The organism is Indibacter alkaliphilus LW1, assembly GCF_000295935.2.
Classification (GTDB): domain Bacteria; phylum Bacteroidota; class Bacteroidia; order Cytophagales; family Cyclobacteriaceae; genus Indibacter; species Indibacter alkaliphilus.
This window is the reverse complement of sequence record NZ_ALWO02000023.1, coordinates 440,399-459,521: the sequence shown is the minus strand read 5'-3', so window position 1 is coordinate 459,521 and position 19,123 is coordinate 440,399. Positions and strand designations below refer to the sequence as shown.

Below are 19,123 nucleotides of genomic sequence, written 5' to 3'. Positions count from 1 at the left end.
TCTGGATTTTTCAGGTAATTTTTTGGGACTTTAAACCCAATCCAGCTTGAATACTTACGATTTCATCATTATCGGAGCAGGCTCCGCAGGATGTGTACTAGCCAATCGGCTTTCAGAAAACCCTAAAAATTCAGTTCTCTTGGTAGAGGCAGGTGGCCCGGATTCCAAAAGTGAAATTAAAATTCCCGGAGCTTATGGAAAACTTCATAGGTCGGATGTTGATTGGGCTTTTTGGACAGAACCGCAGAAGCATGTGGCAAATAGAAGAATTTTTATACCAAGGGGAAAAACACTGGGAGGATGCAGCAGTACGAATGCCATGGCTTACGTCCGGGGAAATCCAGCAGATTATGATGAATGGGCAGTTTTGGGAAATGAAGGTTGGGGCTACAAAGATCTTTTGCCCTATTTTAAAAAGTCAGAAAGAAATCATGATTTTGAAGGAGAGTATTACGGCAAGGAAGGCCTTTTGCATGTGAAGTTGGCAGATGAGCCGCACTGGCTGGGGAAGCATTTTATCGAAGCATGTGAAGCTTCAGGCATTCCGGCAAATCCAGAATACAATGGGAAAAAACAATTGGGTGCTTCCTTGCTTCAATACACCATTCATCAACAACGAAGACAGAGTACGGCAACTGCATTTTTGAAGCCGGTACTCAAAAGGAAGAACCTTACTGTAAAGACTAATTTGAGAGTAAGTAAGATAATGATTAATAATAATATAGCTATTGGTGTTGAAAGTATAGATATAAGAAAAGATACACAAGTATTTTATGCGAATAAAGAGGTTATCTTATCGGCTGGAGCGATACAATCTCCCCAAATCCTAATGTTGTCAGGAATAGGGGATTCCAATTATCTTAAGGAATTCGGGATTGACCTGAAGCGAAACTTGCCGGGAGTAGGCCAAAATCTACAGGACCATATTTGGTCCGGTGTCACTGCATGGTCAACAGTAAATACAGATAACCATGGTTTGAATCTATTGCCTATGGGAGCAGCCTTGATGAAGTATCTCCTATTTAAGAAAGGCCCGCTCACCAATGGTCCACTTACTGCAAATGCTTTCCTGAATTTGAATGGAAATGATAACAGACCGGATGTACAATTTCATTTTGCTGTTTCAGCTGTCAAAGAAGATTACAGCACGGATATTTATGATATCAGTACTTTCCCGAAAGCAAGTGGATTTAGTGTTATGGTCATTTTACTGCATCCCAAAAGTAGGGGATTTATAGGGCTGAGGAATTCTGACCCTAATTCTCCACCATTAATCCAGGCAAATCTGCTTTCTGAGAAAGAGGATAAAGAGCTTTTGATAAAAGGCCTGCTCAAAGCCAAGGAAGTGATGGAAAAGGATCATTTAAAACAATATCAAAAAGGTGAAGACCTACTTCCCAGATCATTTGATAGGGATTCGTTGGAAGAACATATTTTCAAAACTCTGGAGACCTTATACCACCCAGTAGGAACCTGCAAAATGGGAAAGGATAAAATGGCTGTTGTTGACTCAGATTTAAGAGTTCATGGCATTCAAAAACTCCGCATTGCTGATGCTTCAATCATGCCCAATATCATTTCAGGGAATACCAATGCAGCTTGCATTATGATTGGAGAAAAGGCTGCGGATTTGATTCTCAGTCAAATTAAATAATTTGAACCATATTTAAATCAATTATTGAAATCAGTTCAATTTATTCATTGACTTGTATTTAAGCTTATGGAATCTTTATTGAAGTACCCAATTATATTGTTGCTGTTTTGTATGTGTGGCAAACAAGACATTTTGGATAAAGACCTTTATGAATATGCACTTACCGCAAGGGCTCTGGAAAATTCTATGCAAGAGAACTTGCTCAATACTTGGTATCCTAAGGCATTTGACTATGATTCAGGTGGGTACTTTAGCAATTTTGATTATCAGTTTAATTTGAAAGAGGGGCCACATAACAAATTTATAGTTACCCAATCAAGGCACTTGTGGTCAAATTCAGTTGCCATGATGCTTTATCCAGAGATTGAACAATATTCAATAGGTGCCAAATTGGGTTTTGATTTTATAAAAAATAAAATGTGGGATTCAACCCATGGAGGGTTTTACCAAATGGTCAGTAGGTCAGGTGAGCCTTTGCTGGATAAAGAAAAGATGAAAACTGCCTATGGAAACAGCTTTGCCATATATGCTTTGGCAACTTATTTCGACGCAAGTAGGGATTCAGCAGCCCTTAAATTGGCCGTAAAAGCCTTTCAGTGGTTGGATGATAACAGCTATGATCCTAAATATGGCGGTTATTTCCAGCATTTGGACCAAGATGGAGTCCCTTTAGAAAGAGCCGTAGATACGCCCAGTACCTCTGACCTTGGGTATAAGGATCAAAATTCATCAATTCATCTGCTTGAAGCATTTACCGCACTTTATCAAGTATGGAAAGACCCTCTACTAGAAAAGAGACTTGAAGAAATGTTGCTTTTGGTCCGAGACAAAATTACCAATCCCAAAGGATATCTGAATTTGTTTTTCGAAGCCGACTGGACTCCAGTTTCTTTTCAGGATAAAGACGAAGAAACCATTTTGCAGCAGAGGCAATTGGATCATGTTTCTTTTGGTCATGATGTGGAAACGGGTTTTTTACTCATTGAAGCTGCTCATGTTTTGGGTTCGGGTGATGATGAAAACACCTTCAAGCAAGCTAAAAAATTGATTGACCATGGTTTAAAGTTCGGTTGGGATGAAGAAAGAGGCGGTTTTTATGATGAGGGGTATTATTTTGGCGAGGATCAAAAGCCTCGAATTATCAAGGACTCCAAAAATTGGTGGGCTCAAGCAGAAGGGATGAATGCCCTTCTACTAATGGCAATACATTATCCAGATGATCAAATGGATTATTTTGGAAAATTTCAAAAGCAGTGGGAGTATATACAGGAATACCTTATCGATCATGTTCATGGTGATTGGTATCCTGGAGGTTTAGACAAACAGCCTCAAATGAGCACTGCCGACAAAGGTCATATCTGGAAAGGTAATTACCATCAATTACGTTCTTTCAAACATAGTATTGAGATGTTGAGAATTTTTGCTGAATGAGAAGTGTCAAGAATTAGGCATTCTACCAATCAATAAATTTAGGGCTCAAGACGCCTTAAATAATCCTTTTTCATAAATACTGTCCTTGTTTAAGAAGCATTCCTAAGGCCAACCTTTATTCAGATCTTTTACAGAAGTCGAGATTTGTTTCCCTGAAGGTAGGGGGCTTTTACTTTTATTGCATGATCAATATATTGTTTACAACTTCCTTGGACATGAAAATTGACTTTTTGTTATCTACCAAAATTTCTATGGATCCATCAAATTCAACTTTATCAATAACTTTTATTCTGGCACCTATGTAGGCTCCTACTTTATCCAAATACCTAAGAAAAGCTGCACTGCTATCTTTGACAGCTACAATTTGACCTGTTCCACTGATTTCAATTTCGGATAGTGGTAAACGCGGTCTTGACCTAACGTCTCCATATTCATCAGGTATAGGGTCCCCATGCGGATCAAACTTGGGAAATCCAAGGTATTCGTCCAATCGCTGTATCAAAATTTTAGATTTGATGTGCTCCAACTCATCGGCTACTTCATGAACTTCATCCCATGAAAAATTTAATTTTTCAACCAAAAAAACCTCCCATAGTCTATGTTTTCTGATTGTCTGCAGAGCTAATTTTTTCCCATCTTCTGTGATGTGCACACCATAATATTTCCGGTACTCAATCACACTTTTATCTCCCAATTTTCTCAGCATGTCAGAAACTGATGCCGGTCGGGTTTTCATTTCTGTCGAAATATCATTGGTGGAAACTCCTTTTTTTCCTTCCTCCGAAAGATGAAAAATGGCTTTTAAATAATTCTCCTCTGAATAGGTGAGAATGGGTAATGGGTTTTCGCTCATGATGCAAATATATTAATTTAGGCTATACTAAAAAATAGTTTATAAGAGACTAAAACCAATGTGGATAACCCCATTTTAATTGTGTTTTTAAAATTAGGTGTGTCTAAAATAAAAAGTAGGTTAGACTAAAATAAGGCGTAAATAATTGATATATAGAGAAATAAATCTTTCACATTTGATTCTTAGATTGTAAAAAAATAAAAATCCATGAGTTTCCAAAAGCCAAAAATTGGTTTCTAAATTGGGGGAGAAGTGGATAACTTTTTTCGGGGATGTGGATAAAGGTGGAGAGATGAAAAATCTTTTTTTCTAAAAAAATGAATGACAGGGTAGCACTTCCTGTTATTCTTTATAGCGGTTGTATTTTTTACAGACCCAATTTTCATCAGGCCAAAGTACTGAACTTAAGGATGACTGCTCATGGAATAAGACTTCAATTCAGCTTTTAAGTTTTGGAACTCAAACGATCTATCAAGCTTAAAAATTTAAGTTCCTCGGAAGCCCAATAGGCGTCAATTTTGGGTGCCTCAGAGTAAAATACTTTTGAAAAAATTTCTTTGGATATCATTTCCATTTTGCTCAGATCCTGAAAATTCACAGTTACCCCTGCGTTGTATTTATTTGCTAAAAATTGCCATTGGGTATTTGGGCTGAAAAGGAAACCTTTGTTCAAGGCAAGGCATTCGTATAGTTTACCCGGAATTTTGGGACTTATGCTTTTGACCTGTTGATAAGGCAAAAGAACCAGGTCTGTAGTTAAATAAGAATTTAAGATCAGCTCATATGGAATAGGCTCGGAAGAAATAGTTGATTTAAAATAGGGTTTATCCTCCACATGCTTTATAAGTTTCAATCTAAAACTTTCGAGAGGTGCATGTCCTAAAATTTTTAAACTGGTATCAGGAAAATGTTTGTGAAATTTATCAAACCAAAGAAGGGCATCCATGCTCCCATAGACCTCAGCAAGAGTGCCGCAGAGTAAAAATTTTAAGTTGCTCCGCTCCAACTTGAAGGTGTACTTTGCTTTCACTATTGGGCCTTGATATTTGTTTTCTATTATTGTATGATTATTGATCTCTGGAAATTCGCTTACGTAACATTTTTCGGCAAAAATAAAGTGATCTATAAAAGCCCTTGAACCAAATTCAATAAGCTTGATTATTCCAGTTCCCAAAAGTTTTGATAGTTTATTTTTAGGGCTGTTGAGCGTGATGTTCAGAGCATAATTTTCCTGAATATCATAAACTAGCTTGTATCCAAAAATAACCTTCCCCAATAAGGCCGCCGGCAGCAATTCATAGGTAGTAACGATAAGGATTTTGGGCTTAATCTTGGATAATAGTTTTAAAAGCCTAAAACCAACTTTTAAGCGGGAAAAAGAATTTCTTTTTTTGTAAAAAAGGGAGTGAAATTTTATGGAATTTTCATCAGTTTCTTTTTTTGAACAAAATCCTATGATGTTTATCTGGTATTTATTTGTTTCACGCAGCGAAAGCCCAAATTTGTAATAGCTCCTTGGATCTTTAAGGGGTTTGAGAACAGAAGCAATTGCAATTTTGACAGGTAGCATGGATGTTTTTAAATTATAGAATCAATCAAAAATATGGAATTACAAGCGATTATTGAAAAGGCCTGGGAAAACAGGGAATTGTTGAAGAATAAGGAGGTAGAGATCGCCATCAAAACTGTTATCAGTGATCTAGACAGTGGTCATTTGAGGGTGGCCGAACCTTTGGAAAATGGAGAATGGAAGGTCAATGACTGGGTGAAGAAAGCAGTCATCTTGTATTTTCCGATTCAGAAAATGCATACCATTGAGGTAGGGCCGTTTGAGTTTCACGATAAGATGGCTCTAAAAACAAATTATGCCAAACAAGGTGTCAGGGTAGTTCCTCATGCTGTGGCGAGATATGGTGCTTATTTGGCAAGTGGTGTGGTCATGATGCCATCTTATGTTAATATTGGTGCATATGTGGACAGTGGCACGATGGTTGATACTTGGGCTACTGTTGGTTCTTGTGCGCAGATCGGTAAAAACGTTCATTTAAGTGGAGGTGTAGGCATTGGAGGGGTTTTAGAACCCGTGCAGGCAGCTCCTGTTATTGTGGAAGAAGGAGCCTTTATTGGTTCAAGAGCAATCATCGTCGAAGGAGTAAGAATTGGAAAAGAAGCAGTCATTGGAGCAGGAGTTACATTGACAGCAAGTTCAAAAATCATAGATGTTACAGGAAGAGAACCTAAGGAATACAAAGGTTATGTTCCCCCAAGATCCGTGGTCATACCTGGTTCGATCACGAAAAATTTTCCTGCTGGAGAATTTCAGGTGCCTTGTGCATTGATTATCGGGCAAAGAAAAGCTTCTACAGACCTAAAGACTTCATTAAACGATGCTTTGAGAGAAAATAATGTAGCAGTTTAAAAAAGGAGTAAAAATAGAATGAAATTCGGTAAGTGGGTTTATGTTGCCCTTATCAGCATTATCATAGCATCATGTTCTTCTGGAGAATCCAATAAAGGAGATCAATATTATGCTGCAGGAAATTATGAGGAGGCTATCAATGCATATAATGCTTATTTGGTCAATAGACCAAAAAATGTCCAGGCATTGTATAATCGAGGCCGCTCTCATGAAGAATTAGGAGAATACGAGGAGGCAGAAAGAGATTTTCTTGCTGCTTTGACGCATGATGCAAAGAATACGCAAGTTTTGTTAAGTCTTTCAAATATTTACCAAAAGCAGAAAAAGCATACCAGTGCATTGTTATATGCAGAGTATGCAGTGGAAGTGGCAGGAGCACCGGCGATGGCCTATTTCATGAAAGGCAGGGCATTGCATCAATTGGGAAATACTGAAGAAGCTTATAAGGAGTATAGTACTGCCATAAAAATGGATAAGAATTTTGGACAGGCTTACTATTACAGAGGCTTACTCAAATTTGCTACTGATAGGGTTAAATCAGGATGTGATGATATGCGTTCAGCAATCAAGCTCAACTTTGAAGATGCACAAGAAGCTATGGAAAGATACTGTCAATAATTGCGTTAGGATAAATTAAAAAAGAGGCTTTTGGCCTCTTTTTTAATACATTCCGGTTTTATCAATTTAGTTTATTTTCTGTACCCGAGATGACTTGGAAATATAATCATGAGGGAGATGTTTCATGAGTTCTTTTCTGAATTTGTGGAAATCCACCGTAATCGTATGTCTTGGAGTATCGATTTGTTGATAATGGGGATGGGTGACCTCTCTTTGGCAAAGCTCCTGAATATTTTTAGGCCTCTGCCATTTGCCTGCTAATTCCCTGGCCATAATTTTTGACTGTAATTCAGCACCTGGCCAAATACACCCAAGAGGTTGAAACATTCCTATGAAATATAGATTTTCTATTTCCGGATGAAACATTTTAAGGTACAAGGGAACGGGCCCTGAACTATAGTCAATAAGGTTTTTATCGAAAAAGGGGTGGGAGAGGTAGTAGCCTGTGCAAGCTATGATTGTATCATAATCTTCTTTTTTGCCATCTTCAAAAACAACAGTCTTACCTTCAAGTCTTTTGATATCCAGTCTGGGCATTACTTTTCCATGCCTGATCTTATAGAGTAATTCATCATTGATCGTAGGGTGTACTTCAGCAAATTTGGTTTCTACCTTCCTCAATCCGTATAATTCGTTTTTTCCAACCAAAATATTCAAAAGTAGATCAAATAAAAAGCTACGTATCTTTAAAGGTATCCAAGCACTTTTTTCGCCAATTTTATCAGAAGGTTGTCCAAAGAAAAATTTGGGAATGATTCTATATCCTCGGCGCCAGGATATAGATGTGTGAGTACTGACTCTGCTGGTTTCTACAGCTACATCACAAGCGGAATTTCCTCCCCCAATGACCAAAATCTTTTTGTCTCTAAACGGCTCAGCTTTTTTAAAAGAATGGGAATGAATAAACTCTCCTGTAAATTCACCTGGATAATCTGGCCATCTCGGTTTCCAGTGATGTCCATTGCAGACTACGAGATGAGAAAAGAAACCCTCTTCCCTTGCTCCATCCTTTTCCGTGATCACTTTCCATTCTCCGTTAGATGTCCTTGAACAGCTTAGGACCAAGGTATTGAACTCTATGTGTTCATACAAACCAAAATGTGCAGCATAAGCTTGAAAATACCTTCTCAATTCATCATGAGAAGGATAATCAGCTATCTCTGGATCAAAATCATCAAAAGTGAAATCTTCGTATTGGGAAAGTGTTTTGGAACTGATAATATGGGTAGTTTCAAATACACTGGAATGAGATTCTTGTTCACTATAGATCCAGTTACCGCCAACATCATGGTTGCGATCAAACGCAATGGCCTCAAGTCCTTGATCTAGAAGATTCTTGAGCGCCGTTATTCCTGAAGGTCCAGTACCGATTATTGCTATATTGGGTTTATTTGGCATATTTTTCTATAAGTTCCTGAGCCATTTCTTTGGTGCCTATCGAAGCAGGTGCTTCAATTTTCCTCAAATTTTTAACATGCGCAATTTGAGGAATGTTTACATCTATAATATACTTTGGAATATGTGATGGGGCATATTGGATCAATCCAGCTGCAGGATACACTAAGAGAGAAGTTCCAATGACAGCAAAAATATCTGCTTCCTTAGCTATTTCAATGGCAGGTTCAATCTTGGGAACCAATTCTCCAAACCAAACTATAAAGGGTCTCAGTTGGCTTCCCTTTTCACATTTATCCCCTAATTTGATTTCCCAACCATTTACGTCATAAATTAAGGAAGGATCGAGAGTGCTTTGTGATTTAAAAAGCTCCCCATGTAGATGAATGACATTTTTTGAACCGGCCCTTTCGTGCAAGTTGTCTACATTTTGTGTAATAATGGTGACCTCAAAGTATTTTTCAAGACTGGCCAATTCTTTATGTCCTTCATTGGGCATCACAGTCAAGGCCTGTTTTCTTCTTTTATTGTAGAAATCCAATACCAACTCTTTATTTTTCCTCCAGCCATCGGGGGAGGCGACTTCCATGATATCGTGACCTTCCCAAAGGCCTCCGCTATCCCTAAAAGTACTGATCCCGCTTTCTGCGGAGATTCCTGCTCCCGTTAATACTACAAGCTTCTTCATGATTCACTTTCATTTTTTACCTCTTTTTCCATCTTCTTTTTGGTAAACTGTCCGCCTCCAATCGCTGTAAGAACAAGGGCTAGGTATGGTATAAGCATTTGTATGTAAGTAAATGCCCCAAGGTCTTTGACCATTGCAAAAGTAAATGCAGCAAGCCAGCTGACCATTGAAACTCCTCCAACCGCAAACGCTACACGCTTCAAAGTCTGATCTTCTTCAAGATCCTCTTCCACAAGTGAAAGTTTTTCAATTTTTGGCATCATGAAAAAATTGAGGAAAACTCCATTGATGCTCAAGACCAAAACGGCTGTCATTTTCATCAAAAATCGAGGATTACTGTTGTAACCATCCATATCTGTCAGGTAAATAGCTACTCCTGTGACTAAAAGTAAAACCAATCCCAATATGATCAACTGCGAAATCAAGTGCATGATGACAGCCTCTGAGGAATTGATTTTAAAATTTCTTAAGAAATGGAAGATCAAAATATCCAAAATCAGAGTTCCACCCAGTCCCAAAATCATTCCTAACAAATGGAAAGTGAGTAGATACTCCAAGGCTGCTTCCATTTTTTCTACCGGAGAACTCATAAATATATAAACTAGGGCCGCTATTCCACAATTGAGAAGCACGTAAACAAGAGTAGGCCATTTAAATTTTACCTGTTCAATAAATGACATGCCCAGCTTGTAAAGAAAAATAAGAAATGCGCAGGCAGAAATTAGGAAAAAAAACAGATTGAGTTTCTCAGGGTTGCCACCAATTATCCAATCGGCAATAGCCGCTAAAATCATAAGTCCAAAGTAAGCAATAACCAACTTTTCATAAGGGGTCTTAAGTATATACATCCCCTTGATATGGTCCAAGGTATCGTCTTCTTTGACTTCTACTCTTGACCTATTTTTGAATTGTGAAAATGCTATCAATAAGCCGCTCAGCGAAAGAAGAATTATTCCAATTACCTGTATGTTCATAGTGTCTGTATATGGTTCGATCTTTAAATTAAAAAATATACTAGAGATTTGATAATAGGAGCAAATAAATTGAAAAAATAAAAAAGTGGGTAGGAATGAAAAAAGCTGCCATTTCAGAATGACAGCTTTTTGAATTTATTTCTTTTTAGCAAAAGATTTCCCTTTTTTCTTAGTCGGCTGATTTTCAATAATTTCTATTGTTTCAGCATAAGTTAAGCTTTCAGCTTCTTTATCTTTTGGAATTTTAAAGTTGTTTTTCCCGAACTTGATATAGGGCCCCCACCTTCCGTTAAGTATCTGTATGTCTTTGTTTTCCTCAAAGCTCTTGATATACTTTTTCTCATCGGCCTCTCTTTTATCTTTGATGAGCTGAATGGCCACATCCTCTTCGATACTCAATGGATCATGCTCTTTTCCAAGGGAAACAAATTTGCCATCATGTCTAAGATAAGGTCCGAATCGTCCAATTGCCGCAACGATCTTTTTATCCTCAAAATAGCCTACATCCCTAGGTAATTTGAAAAGTTCCAAAGCATCTTCCAATGTGATATTTTCGATAAACTGGCCTTTTTTCAGACTTGCAAATTGCTTTTCTTCATCTTCCTGCTCACCAATCTGTACCAAAGGCCCAAATTTTCCCAGTCTTGCGATCACGGGTTTTCCTGTTTTTGGATCCACTCCCAAATCCCTGGAACTGTTGATATCTGCTCGGGCTACGTTGGCTGTTTCTTCCACTCTTGTGTGAAACTTACCATAGAAGTCTGAAATCATATCTTCCCAATTCTGAGCTCCATGGGCTATTTCATCAAACTCTTTTTCTACAGTAGCGGTAAATGAAAAATCAATAACTGTAGGAAAATGCTCAACCAAGAAATCATTGACAACCATGGCAATATTGGTCGGGAAAAGTTTGTTTTTATCGGCTCCGGCAGTTTCGGTTTTTGTCTGTTTGTTAAACTGGCCTTTACTTACTTTCATTTCCAAGTATTCCCTTTCCTGACCATCTCTAGACTCTTTGATGACATAGTTTCTTTTTTGAATGGTAGAAATGGTAGGTGCGTAGGTGGAAGGTCTTCCTATGCCCATTTCTTCCAATTTTTTGACCAAAGATGCCTCTGTGAATCTTGGGGCTGGTCTTGTAAAACTTTGGCGGCCTTTGATTTCTACTAGGTCAAGTTCCTGTCCTACTTTTAATGGGGGTAGTAGACCTTTGTTTTCGCTTTCTTCTTCTTCAGGTTCGTCATCGGTACTTTCTAGATAGACTTTGAGAAAACCTTCAAATTTGATAACCTCACCGTTGGCATTTAATTTTTCCGGCGTAGTAGAAATACCTATAGTTACCGTAGTCTTTTCAAGTTTGGCATCAGCCATTTGTGAAGCTATTGCTCTTTTCCAGATCAGTTCATAGAGTCTCTGTTCATTTCTGTCCCCACTCACTTCATGCTTGGAAAAATCTGTGGGCCTAATCGCTTCATGCGCCTCTTGTGCACCTTCAGATTTTGTAGAGAACTTCCTGGATTGATGAAATTCAGGTCCGTAAGCGGAATGGATTTCATTTTTAGCTGCTGCCATAGCATCTTCCGAAAGGTTAACGCTATCAGTTCTCATGTAGGTGATTTTACCGGCTTCATACAGCTTCTGAGCCACAGACATGGTCTGAGCTACAGAAAAATAAAGTTTCCTACTGGCTTCCTGTTGTAAAGTTGAAGTAGTGAAAGGTGCAGCAGGGGTTTTTTTCCCAGGTTTTGTTTCAAGGTTTTCAATAGAAAAATCAGCTCCAATACACTTTTTAAGAAATTCTTCAGCTTCTTCTTGACTTTCAAATTTTTTGGGAAGTTCTGCTGATAGTTGCTTGCCTTCTACGTCAAACAGCGCTGTTATCCTGTATGAGGATTTGGATTTGAATTTTTCAATTTCCCTTTCTCTTTCCACTATCAATCTGACAGCAACAGACTGTACTCTACCTGCCGAAAGACCTGTTTTGATTTTTTTCCAGAGTATTGGAGATAGTTCAAAACCTACAAGTCTGTCCAATATTCTCCTGGCTTGCTGGGCATTGACCAGGTCCAGGTCTATTGTCCTGGGATTTTCTATGGCTTTGGTGATTGCAGTCTTAGTGATTTCCCTAAATACAATTCTTTTGGTATTCTCATCCTTTAGGTTCAAAACTTCTTTGAGATGCCAGGAAATAGCTTCCCCTTCACGGTCATCATCACTTGCCAGGTACACTGTTTCGGAATTTTTGACCAACTTCTTAAGCTCCTTAATAACTTCTTTTTTATCCGCTGTGACCTCGTAAGTAGGTTTGAAATTATTTTTTATATCAATCGCTTTATCACCTTTTGGCAAATCTCTCACATGACCATAGCTGGAAGTGACCTTATAGTCTTTTCCCAAGTATCCTTCTATGGTCTTCGCCTTGGCTGGCGATTCCACGATGACTAAATTTTTTGACATATTCTATTATTTAAAAGATTTGAACGCTTAAGCATTCTAATAAAAGCCTAAAAATAGAGGGCATTCTATTCCTTTCCAAATTTAAAGAATGTACCGTCAATCCTTGGCATGATTATTTCAATTATTTATCGGCTTAAACAGGATACTAACTATGTCTACAAAGAAGATGTTATATATTCTCCGCCATGGAGAGGCAGAAATGGCTTTTGGAGCGGCAAACGATTTCAACAGATCCCTGACTAATAGGGGGATAGCCCAATTGGAAAGATTGGTTAAAATTTTAAACCAGAACATGGAGCATTTTGATTTAATCCTCTCCAGCAGTGCTGTCAGAACGGAAATGACTACCCAAATTGTGGAAAAAAATGCAAATTCAAAGGTTGAATTTAAAAAAGAACTTTATGAAGCCCGCCCTGAAAAAATCATGGATTTGCTCTTAGCCGTGGATGACGAAGTCAAATCACTCTTGGTCATTGGTCATAACCCTGGAGTAAGCACACTTACTTCTACCATAACGGGAGAGCCTTTTATCAACCTTAACCCGGGAATGCTGGCAAAAATTGAACTGGAAGTTGATTCTTGGAAATTACTTGGCCAAAACACCGGTAATCTTCTGGAAATATTACAATAGCCGTCTTCACTGATCTGGTATTTTATTTTATTTGTAATTGATTACTTAAAAGTACATATTCGTACTGGTAGGCTTTTTCTGTAGAACCTTTATTTAACCCAAAAATTAAAATATGTCATTAAAACATAAAATTATCGAACAATTTGATCCTAATGGAGTCGGAGCTTATGACTCACTTTTTGGTTTGCCATTTGACGAGGAGACGGCCGATTTGATTATCATCCCGGTGCCCTGGGAAGTGACTGTATCTTATGCCTCAGGTACTGCATCAGGCCCGGAAGCAATTTTTCAGGCATCAAGTCAGGTGGATTTATTTGAGCAGGATATTCATGATGCCTGGAAGATGGGTATTTATATGTTACCAATTCCTGATGATCTTGCTGACAAAAGCTCAAGTTTCAGGATATTAGCAAGGAACTATATCAATTGGTTGGAAGAAGGCTCACCGGCAATTTCAGCAGAGCGTTTTGCTGCTGTACCTGAAATTATTAACAATGCCTGTGAAGAAATGAATGAGTGGGTGTATGAACAAGCCAAAAAGTACAGGGCCAAAGGTAAAATGGTTGCTTTGATTGGAGGAGATCACAGTACGCCCTTAGGACTGATAAAGGCTTTGTCTGAGGAGTACAATAGTTTTGGAGTGCTTCAAATTGATGCTCACGCTGATTTGAGAAAAGCCTATGAGAACTTTGAATATTCTCATGCCTCAATCTCATACAATGCATTGAAACTTCCACAGCTGAGTAAATTAGTGCAAGTTGGTATTAGGGATTATTGTCAGTCTGAAGCTATTACTGCGAAGGAAAACAACAGGATTACTACTTTTTATGATAAGGACATCAAGGAAAATATGTATGAAGGTAAAGCATGGAAGGTAATCTGTGATGATATTGTCGGTAAGTTACCTGAAGATGTTTATATCACCATTGATATTGATGGCTTTGACCCCAAACTGTGTCCGAATACCGGTACGCCTGTGGCGGGGGGCTTTGAAATGGAGCAGATTTTATACCTGATGAAGCAGGTAGTCAAATCAGGTAAAAAAATTATCGGGTTTGATTTGGTAGAAGTGGCTCCCGGTGTAGAAGGTGACGAGTGGGACGGTAATGTTGGAGCTAGGATTTTATACAGAATGGCTAACTTATTTGGAGCTTCTCAGGGTAAGCTAAATTTAAAATAGTAAAAAAAGCCCCGGAGAAAAATTTCGGGGCTTTACACTTATGTTTATTTTAAGTTCTTCCTTAGGTGTAAATTGAATTTTTCGGATGGACCAGGGCAAAGTCATCATTCAATCGTATCTATTGCATTCTTTCCGTTTTCAATATCCAAGACTGAAAGCTCAAAATCTCTGAAAATATGATAGGGTTCTTGTGGATCTTTTGCTTCTGTGAAGTTTAGAAATATTACCTGAAAAGAATCTACCAGTTCATTATTTTTAACAGCAGGGGTCCAGTTTCCAAGCTCTGTATACAACAATAAATCTAGCAACTGCCCTTCAAGCCCACCACCAAGGCTACGGGATATACTTGGATTTTCTATTCGGCCTTCTCTGCTTACTATAAACTCAACGACCAAATTGCCTCCCAAAAGGCCAAGGTTTTCTTCTTTTTTAGGAAGTACTACCTGTTCTTTTAAACTGTTAAACCAATTCACCAATCCAATTTCAGGTTGGGCTTTTATATCCAATTCAGTGCTTATTTTTTTCAAGTCTCCATAATCCTTTGTTATGACAGATGAGTTTCTGAGTTTTTCAATCAATCCCCTGACTTTGATATAATCTTCATCAGTTTGGATATTACTGAATTCATATTCCAATTCTCCAATTTGAGCTTTGAGCTTGTCTTCCTCAAGTATTCCAATAAGCTCGTAATGGGTAGGAGCATTGAGTTTCTTGACTTTTATTCCAATTTCCAAAGAATCTTGAGAAGCGATTAACTTAGACTTGATATCTTCCAAATTGAAATTTTGTTGGAGTAGATTTTGTCCGGATTCGGTTTTCATCGAGACAAGAGCCATGAGCATTAGTAAAAGTGGAATGATGATAAAAATTTTCCAGGTCTTTGTCTGTCCCGATTTCTTGATCATCTTGATTCTTTTGAGTGTAGTTGAACTGGTGAAATAATTTCCTATGGAAAGATCTAAACCTCTCAAAGCTATTTTAGCGATCAGCTTTGGATAAGCGTGAGCGTTCATTTGCTTTTTCAAAATAGCCTGATCAGCTTGATATTCATGAACATCTATCAAGGCATTTTGCATCAAGAAAATCATGGGGTTAAACCAAAAAGCAGTAGTTAAAAATTGATAAAAAAGGATATCATAGGAGTGTCCTTTTTTGATGTGGGTAAGTTCATGTTCTAAAATCTGTGCTTCCTCTTGTTGAGACAATGTTAAGGTGTCATCCCAGAAGAGTTTATTAAAAAAGGAAAATATGGGAGCCAGCCCAAATGTAGGAATCAAGAAATATTTTTGATTGATGTCGTAAGTGGAAAAGCTCCATCCCCTTTCTTTGATCATTCTCATCTGGATGAAACTCCAGAAAATTCTAAAAATCAGAAGACATACAATTACTAGATAGGCAAGAAAAAAATAATCCTGAAATGTCCAGGGCATGGAAAGCTTGGAGCTTTGTACCATGACTTCAGGAAGTCCGTAAGTGGTTAGAGAATTTTCGGGCGCTGAGTAATTATCCAGCGCCCGAAATAATTCTGTTTGTTCAAGAGAAATATTCGGCTTTTTAAAACTAACCGGAATATTAATCAATGGTAAAATCAGGGCTATGAGGGGACTTATGAGTAAGTAAATTCTGTTGAAGCTGAATTTTTTTTCGTTTCTGAGGAAAATAAAATATATCCCATAAAGAAAAGCTGAACAGAAAATACTTTGCCATATATAGTCAACCCATATGGCCATAATTTACTTTTTGACTTCGTCTTTGACTTCATCCATGATTTTTTCGAGTTCTTTCACATCTAGGTTTTTATCTTTCGCGAAGAAGGATGCCAACTTAGAAAACGAACCACTGAAATAACCAGTGAGTAAATTTTTGATTGTGAAACTTCTGTATTCGTCTTTGGAGACGATAGGGAAGTATTCGTGTGACTTGCCGTAGGCTTTGTGACTCACGAAACCTTTACGCTCGAGTATCCTCACGATAGTCGATACTGTGTTGTAAGCCGGCTTGGGCTCTGACATTTTTTCCAGGATATCTTTGACAAAACCTTTCTCGATATCCCACAAGATCTGCATGATCTGTTCTTCTGCTCTTGTAAGTTCTCTCATTGGTGTTTAAGTTTTTAAATGTTCCACAACTTATTGATTTAGTTTGTGAAATCCAAGAAAAGTATTAAAACTTTCTACCTCAAACGGAAATTTTAATAAATTTAAAGTAGTTAAAATTTTAATAGCTTAGGTTTTTGCGCAAAAAAAAGCCCGGATTTTCCGGGCTAATTAAGTGTTTTGAAGGTTATTTAAGCAGTTCTCAGCTTGATAATCCCTGTGGAGTGAAGGATTTTTACAATAGGGTAGGTAGGATCAAACTCATACCACTTTACAGCAAAATTAGGTCTGTTTGGAAGTTTGTGGTGATTGTTTTGGAACAATTCTCCAAGCATCAAAACATCGAGTAATAAGCTGTTTTTGGATTTATCATTATTATCAAAATTAGCGTAACCGTATTTGTGTCCACTCCAATTGACAATAGCTCCATGAACAGGCCCCATCATCAAATGAATCGGCAATAGAAAGTACATCCACCAATGCGTACCGGCCAATTCAAAAACAGAAATACTCAGTACATAAATCAGGACGTAGAACATACCCCAACCTACTCTCGCGATCATGGAATCGGCAAAAAGATCAAACTTATTCCAATCAGGAACATCTTTTGAAAACCTTTCCTCTGGCTTTAACTTAAATGAGAAGTAGTCATTATAGATGTTTTTTGTTTTCCACATCATGGTAAAAAGATTTTCTGTGTGATGTGGGCTATGTGGGTCTTTTGGAGTATCAGAATAGGCATGATGCATTCTGTGAAGCACTGCATAGGCCCTAGGTGATAGGTAAGAGCTCCCTTGACATATCCAGGTGAAAATGTAGAAAAACCTTTCCCAGAATTTTGTCATTGAAAACATTTGGTGGGCTGCGTAGCGGTGAAGGAAGAAACTTTGGCAAAACAAAGAGAAGTACCAATGCAGCAGGAAGAAGATAATTAGAATCACTGATTAATTGTTTGATTAAATTGTAACAAAGATAAATCCATAAATCGGAAAACTTAAATCATGAACAGGATTTTGGATGTGATTTATGATCAAGATCATAGTTTTGTGTATAAATGGAAGCCTATTTTTCTCTTTTCAGTTCAATTTTCAGTTCATTTCCGAAAAATTTGTCCGAAAATGTAAATACAATTTGTTTGGTAGGAATGAATCTCATTATCTTGAACTAATAAATCAAATTTCTTAAATCATATGAGCAACTCAAAGGATGCCGTAAATATTTTGATCCAGCTTGTGCTTGGCGGGATCGCTATTTTGATCACTCAATATATCCTGCCAGGAGTAGTCGTTGAGTCTTTTGTCACAGCTATAGTAGTAGCAGCTTTGATTGCTATCCTGAATCTTACCGTCAAACCACTTTTGATATTGCTTACCATACCTATCACTGTTTTTACCTTAGGTTTGTTTTTATTGGTTATCAATGCCCTACTGATTATGCTTGCGGCTGAAATTGTACCCGGTTTTTCTGTAGGAGGCTTTTGGTGGGCTTTATTGTTTGGCCTGATCTTGGGTTTGATCAATTCACTTCTTGGAGTTTCCTTGGGAGAAAACAGAAGGTAATTTATTCAGGAATGCTTCTGTCATCTATTCTTATATAGGAAGTCAAATCTCCTTTTTTATTGAGAAGAAAATGTTTTTGGGATGATTTGGGGACATTTACGACCAATATGTATTTTTCTTCGGTCATCTCAGTATCGTAATTGTAATTTTCATGGAGATAAAGTTCGAAATAAATGGGAACGGGAGGTTGACAGTACTTTTCACTTGCTCTTTCTATCATGAAAACTTCCTCATGCTCATCAATTCCTATTATTTCTTTCCTGTCAGAGACACCGATTACTATTTTACCACCGGAAGTATTGGCAAAAGCTACTAAGGTTTTAGCAATTTTTTCTGAATTGGATATATTTTGCTTAAAGTCGAGTGTTTCTCCTTCAGGCTGCATAATTAGCAGAGAAATGTACTCTGAATCTTTTTTTGCTGATAACATTTTTTTTTATGCTAGATACTTGTAAATTAATTACCTATTGAAGATAAATCGTAAATGTTGACTAAACAGTTTTTAAATTAACGTTTGTGTTGTATGTTGTCTCTTGTAAACCCTTAAATTTTTCCTATGAAATATAAAAATGACGGTTTTATGCCAGAAACTATCGAGTCATTGAAGAAAGAATTGGCAGCAGACCAAAAATCTTACAAAGTGGTACAGGGTGCCGACAATTCTGATGAATATGTCAATTTCTATTTTATTGGCATGTACGAAGGAAAAGAAGTCATTTATGATGCGGCACTGTACACTCTCAGGCTTCATCATGCCTCAGAGGTGTATGAACTAGCTGAACATGAAGCCGCAAAAAAGTTTCCTAATTTCAAAGGGATCCATTATGAGGAGGACGAAAATGGAAATCTAAAACCCTTAAGTAGTGAAGAAGAAGAAATCGGGTGGTTCATCACTGAAATCATCATGGAAATAGAAGAAGAAGAAACTGTTAAAGTCCAGGAATTTGTAGATATAGATACCAACCACGAATTTGGAATAGGTGTTGATGCAGCATTAAATGTAGAGGTCGTAGATGATAAGGTTATTGCCAAATTTATCAAAGAATTTAATGACGATACACTTGTCCTGGATGACACTCTTTTTGCTTTCCAATCAGAAGAGGAAGAAGATATAGATGAATAAATTTTCCTAAGTTCATCAAAACAACAATTCCCAAAAACGCTTGTT

18 protein-coding genes are annotated in these 19,123 nt (G+C 37.6%); 8 read left to right on the top strand and 10 right to left on the bottom strand.

Annotation, left to right across the window (positions count from 1 at the left end; all coding sequences use genetic code 11):
- The first annotated feature begins 46 nt into the window (after positions 1-46).
- Both A33Q_RS06215 and A33Q_RS06210 read left to right on the top strand, forming a co-directional pair.
- Entirely contained in the window at positions 47-1,654 is a 1,608-nt protein-coding gene (locus A33Q_RS06215) for a GMC family oxidoreductase (protein ID WP_009032654.1), read from the top strand.
- Positions 1,655-1,765: 111 nt separating this feature from the next.
- Entirely contained in the window at positions 1,766-3,085 is a 1,320-nt protein-coding gene (locus A33Q_RS06210) for an AGE family epimerase/isomerase (RefSeq protein WP_235062777.1), read from the top strand.
- A 175-nt stretch (positions 3,086-3,260) separates the two neighbouring features.
- On the opposite strand, the gene A33Q_RS06205 is transcribed toward A33Q_RS06210, so the two are convergent.
- The gene (locus A33Q_RS06205) at positions 3,261-3,938 is read right to left on the bottom strand and encodes a metal-dependent transcriptional regulator (protein WP_009032652.1); all 678 of its coding nucleotides are present in this window, start codon (positions 3,936-3,938) and stop codon (positions 3,261-3,263) included.
- Between the two features lie 445 nt (positions 3,939-4,383).
- On the bottom strand, positions 4,384-5,508 hold the full coding sequence (locus A33Q_RS06200) for a glycosyltransferase family protein (RefSeq protein WP_009032651.1): 1,125 nt from the start codon (positions 5,506-5,508) through the stop codon (positions 4,384-4,386).
- 33 nt (positions 5,509-5,541) lie between these two features.
- Between A33Q_RS06200 and A33Q_RS06195 the strand changes: the two genes are divergently transcribed.
- Together A33Q_RS06195 and A33Q_RS06190 are read left to right on the top strand one after the other, a co-directional pair.
- Positions 5,542-6,357, top strand: coding sequence for a 2,3,4,5-tetrahydropyridine-2,6-dicarboxylate N-succinyltransferase (locus A33Q_RS06195; protein WP_009032650.1), 816 nt, complete (start codon positions 5,542-5,544; stop codon positions 6,355-6,357).
- 18 nt (positions 6,358-6,375) lie between these two features.
- A complete protein-coding gene (locus tag A33Q_RS06190) occupies positions 6,376-6,975 on the top strand; it encodes a tetratricopeptide repeat protein (RefSeq protein ID WP_009032649.1) in 600 nt (199 codons plus the stop codon).
- A 66-nt stretch (positions 6,976-7,041) separates the two neighbouring features.
- Here the strand turns inward: A33Q_RS06190 and A33Q_RS06185 are convergent, their stop codons facing one another.
- The 4 genes from A33Q_RS06185 to topA all read right to left on the bottom strand — a co-directional run bounded on the left by A33Q_RS06185 (position 7,042) and on the right by topA (position 12,489).
- A complete protein-coding gene (locus A33Q_RS06185; RefSeq protein WP_009032648.1) occupies positions 7,042-8,373 on the bottom strand; it encodes a flavin-containing monooxygenase in 1,332 nt (443 codons plus the stop codon).
- Positions 8,363-9,058 (bottom strand): SIR2 family NAD-dependent protein deacylase, encoded by a 696-nt coding sequence (locus A33Q_RS06180; protein ID WP_009032647.1) that lies wholly within the window; start codon positions 9,056-9,058, stop codon positions 8,363-8,365. Before A33Q_RS06180 ends, A33Q_RS06185 begins: the two co-directional genes overlap by 11 nt.
- On the bottom strand, positions 9,055-10,032 hold the full coding sequence (locus A33Q_RS06175) for a hypothetical protein (protein WP_009032646.1): 978 nt from the start codon (positions 10,030-10,032) through the stop codon (positions 9,055-9,057). Before A33Q_RS06175 ends, A33Q_RS06180 begins: the two co-directional genes overlap by 4 nt.
- A 135-nt stretch (positions 10,033-10,167) precedes the next feature.
- On the bottom strand, positions 10,168-12,489 hold the full coding sequence (gene topA / locus A33Q_RS06170) for a type I DNA topoisomerase (RefSeq protein ID WP_009032645.1): 2,322 nt from the start codon (positions 12,487-12,489) through the stop codon (positions 10,168-10,170).
- Between the two features lie 151 nt (positions 12,490-12,640).
- On the opposite strand from topA, the gene sixA reads away from it, so the two are divergent.
- Positions 12,641-13,120: a phosphohistidine phosphatase SixA gene (gene sixA, locus A33Q_RS06165; RefSeq protein ID WP_040490002.1), complete on the top strand. Its 480-nt coding sequence runs from the start codon at positions 12,641-12,643 to the stop codon at positions 13,118-13,120.
- Positions 13,121-13,232: 112 nt separating this feature from the next.
- Complete coding sequence (locus A33Q_RS06160) at positions 13,233-14,300, top strand: agmatinase family protein (protein ID WP_009032643.1); 1,068 nt, start codon at positions 13,233-13,235, stop codon at positions 14,298-14,300.
- Positions 14,301-14,404: 104 nt separating this feature from the next.
- Here A33Q_RS06160 and A33Q_RS06155 read toward each other — a convergent pair whose 3' ends face one another.
- The 3 genes from A33Q_RS06155 to A33Q_RS06145 form a co-directional block, all read right to left on the bottom strand.
- A complete protein-coding gene (locus A33Q_RS06155) occupies positions 14,405-16,030 on the bottom strand; it encodes a M56 family metallopeptidase (RefSeq protein ID WP_009032642.1) in 1,626 nt (541 codons plus the stop codon).
- Positions 16,031-16,033: 3 nt separating this feature from the next.
- On the bottom strand, positions 16,034-16,399 hold the full coding sequence (locus tag A33Q_RS06150; RefSeq protein WP_009032641.1) for a BlaI/MecI/CopY family transcriptional regulator: 366 nt from the start codon (positions 16,397-16,399) through the stop codon (positions 16,034-16,036).
- A 188-nt stretch (positions 16,400-16,587) separates the two neighbouring features.
- A complete protein-coding gene (locus tag A33Q_RS06145) occupies positions 16,588-17,337 on the bottom strand; it encodes an acyl-CoA desaturase (RefSeq protein WP_040489999.1) in 750 nt (249 codons plus the stop codon).
- A 249-nt stretch (positions 17,338-17,586) separates the two neighbouring features.
- Between A33Q_RS06145 and A33Q_RS06140 the strand changes: the two genes are divergently transcribed.
- A complete protein-coding gene (locus tag A33Q_RS06140) occupies positions 17,587-17,955 on the top strand; it encodes a phage holin family protein (RefSeq protein WP_009032639.1) in 369 nt (122 codons plus the stop codon).
- A gap of 1 nt (position 17,956) precedes the next feature.
- Here A33Q_RS06140 and A33Q_RS06135 read toward each other — a convergent pair whose 3' ends face one another.
- Entirely contained in the window at positions 17,957-18,385 is a 429-nt protein-coding gene (locus A33Q_RS06135; RefSeq protein ID WP_009032638.1) for an AlbA family DNA-binding domain-containing protein, read from the bottom strand.
- Positions 18,386-18,511: 126 nt separating this feature from the next.
- Between A33Q_RS06135 and A33Q_RS06130 the strand changes: the two genes are divergently transcribed.
- Positions 18,512-19,078: a hypothetical protein gene (locus A33Q_RS06130; protein WP_009032637.1), complete on the top strand. Its 567-nt coding sequence runs from the start codon at positions 18,512-18,514 to the stop codon at positions 19,076-19,078.
- Positions 19,079-19,123: the final 45 nt, after the last annotated feature.

Coding starts and splice junctions, on each gene's coding strand:
- A33Q_RS06175 (WP_009032646.1), bottom strand. CDS start 10,032: ATGAACATACAGGTAATTGGAATAATTCTTCTTTCGCTGAGCGGCTTA.
- sixA (WP_040490002.1), top strand. CDS start 12,641: ATGTCTACAAAGAAGATGTTATATATTCTCCGCCATGGAGAGGCAGAA.
- A33Q_RS06155 (WP_009032642.1), bottom strand. CDS start 16,030: ATGGCCATATGGGTTGACTATATATGGCAAAGTATTTTCTGTTCAGCT.
- A33Q_RS06205 (WP_009032652.1), bottom strand. CDS start 3,938: ATGAGCGAAAACCCATTACCCATTCTCACCTATTCAGAGGAGAATTAT.
- A33Q_RS06195 (WP_009032650.1), top strand. CDS start 5,542: ATGGAATTACAAGCGATTATTGAAAAGGCCTGGGAAAACAGGGAATTG.
- A33Q_RS06150 (WP_009032641.1), bottom strand. CDS start 16,399: ATGAGAGAACTTACAAGAGCAGAAGAACAGATCATGCAGATCTTGTGG.
- A33Q_RS06180 (WP_009032647.1), bottom strand. CDS start 9,058: ATGAAGAAGCTTGTAGTATTAACGGGAGCAGGAATCTCCGCAGAAAGC.
- A33Q_RS06190 (WP_009032649.1), top strand. CDS start 6,376: ATGAAATTCGGTAAGTGGGTTTATGTTGCCCTTATCAGCATTATCATA.
- A33Q_RS06200 (WP_009032651.1), bottom strand. CDS start 5,508: ATGCTACCTGTCAAAATTGCAATTGCTTCTGTTCTCAAACCCCTTAAA.
- A33Q_RS06185 (WP_009032648.1), bottom strand. CDS start 8,373: ATGCCAAATAAACCCAATATAGCAATAATCGGTACTGGACCTTCAGGA.
- A33Q_RS06160 (WP_009032643.1), top strand. CDS start 13,233: ATGTCATTAAAACATAAAATTATCGAACAATTTGATCCTAATGGAGTC.
- A33Q_RS06210 (WP_235062777.1), top strand. CDS start 1,766: ATGTGTGGCAAACAAGACATTTTGGATAAAGACCTTTATGAATATGCA.
- A33Q_RS06140 (WP_009032639.1), top strand. CDS start 17,587: ATGAGCAACTCAAAGGATGCCGTAAATATTTTGATCCAGCTTGTGCTT.
- A33Q_RS06135 (WP_009032638.1), bottom strand. CDS start 18,385: ATGTTATCAGCAAAAAAAGATTCAGAGTACATTTCTCTGCTAATTATG.
- A33Q_RS06130 (WP_009032637.1), top strand. CDS start 18,512: ATGAAATATAAAAATGACGGTTTTATGCCAGAAACTATCGAGTCATTG.
- topA (WP_009032645.1), bottom strand. CDS start 12,489: ATGTCAAAAAATTTAGTCATCGTGGAATCGCCAGCCAAGGCGAAGACC.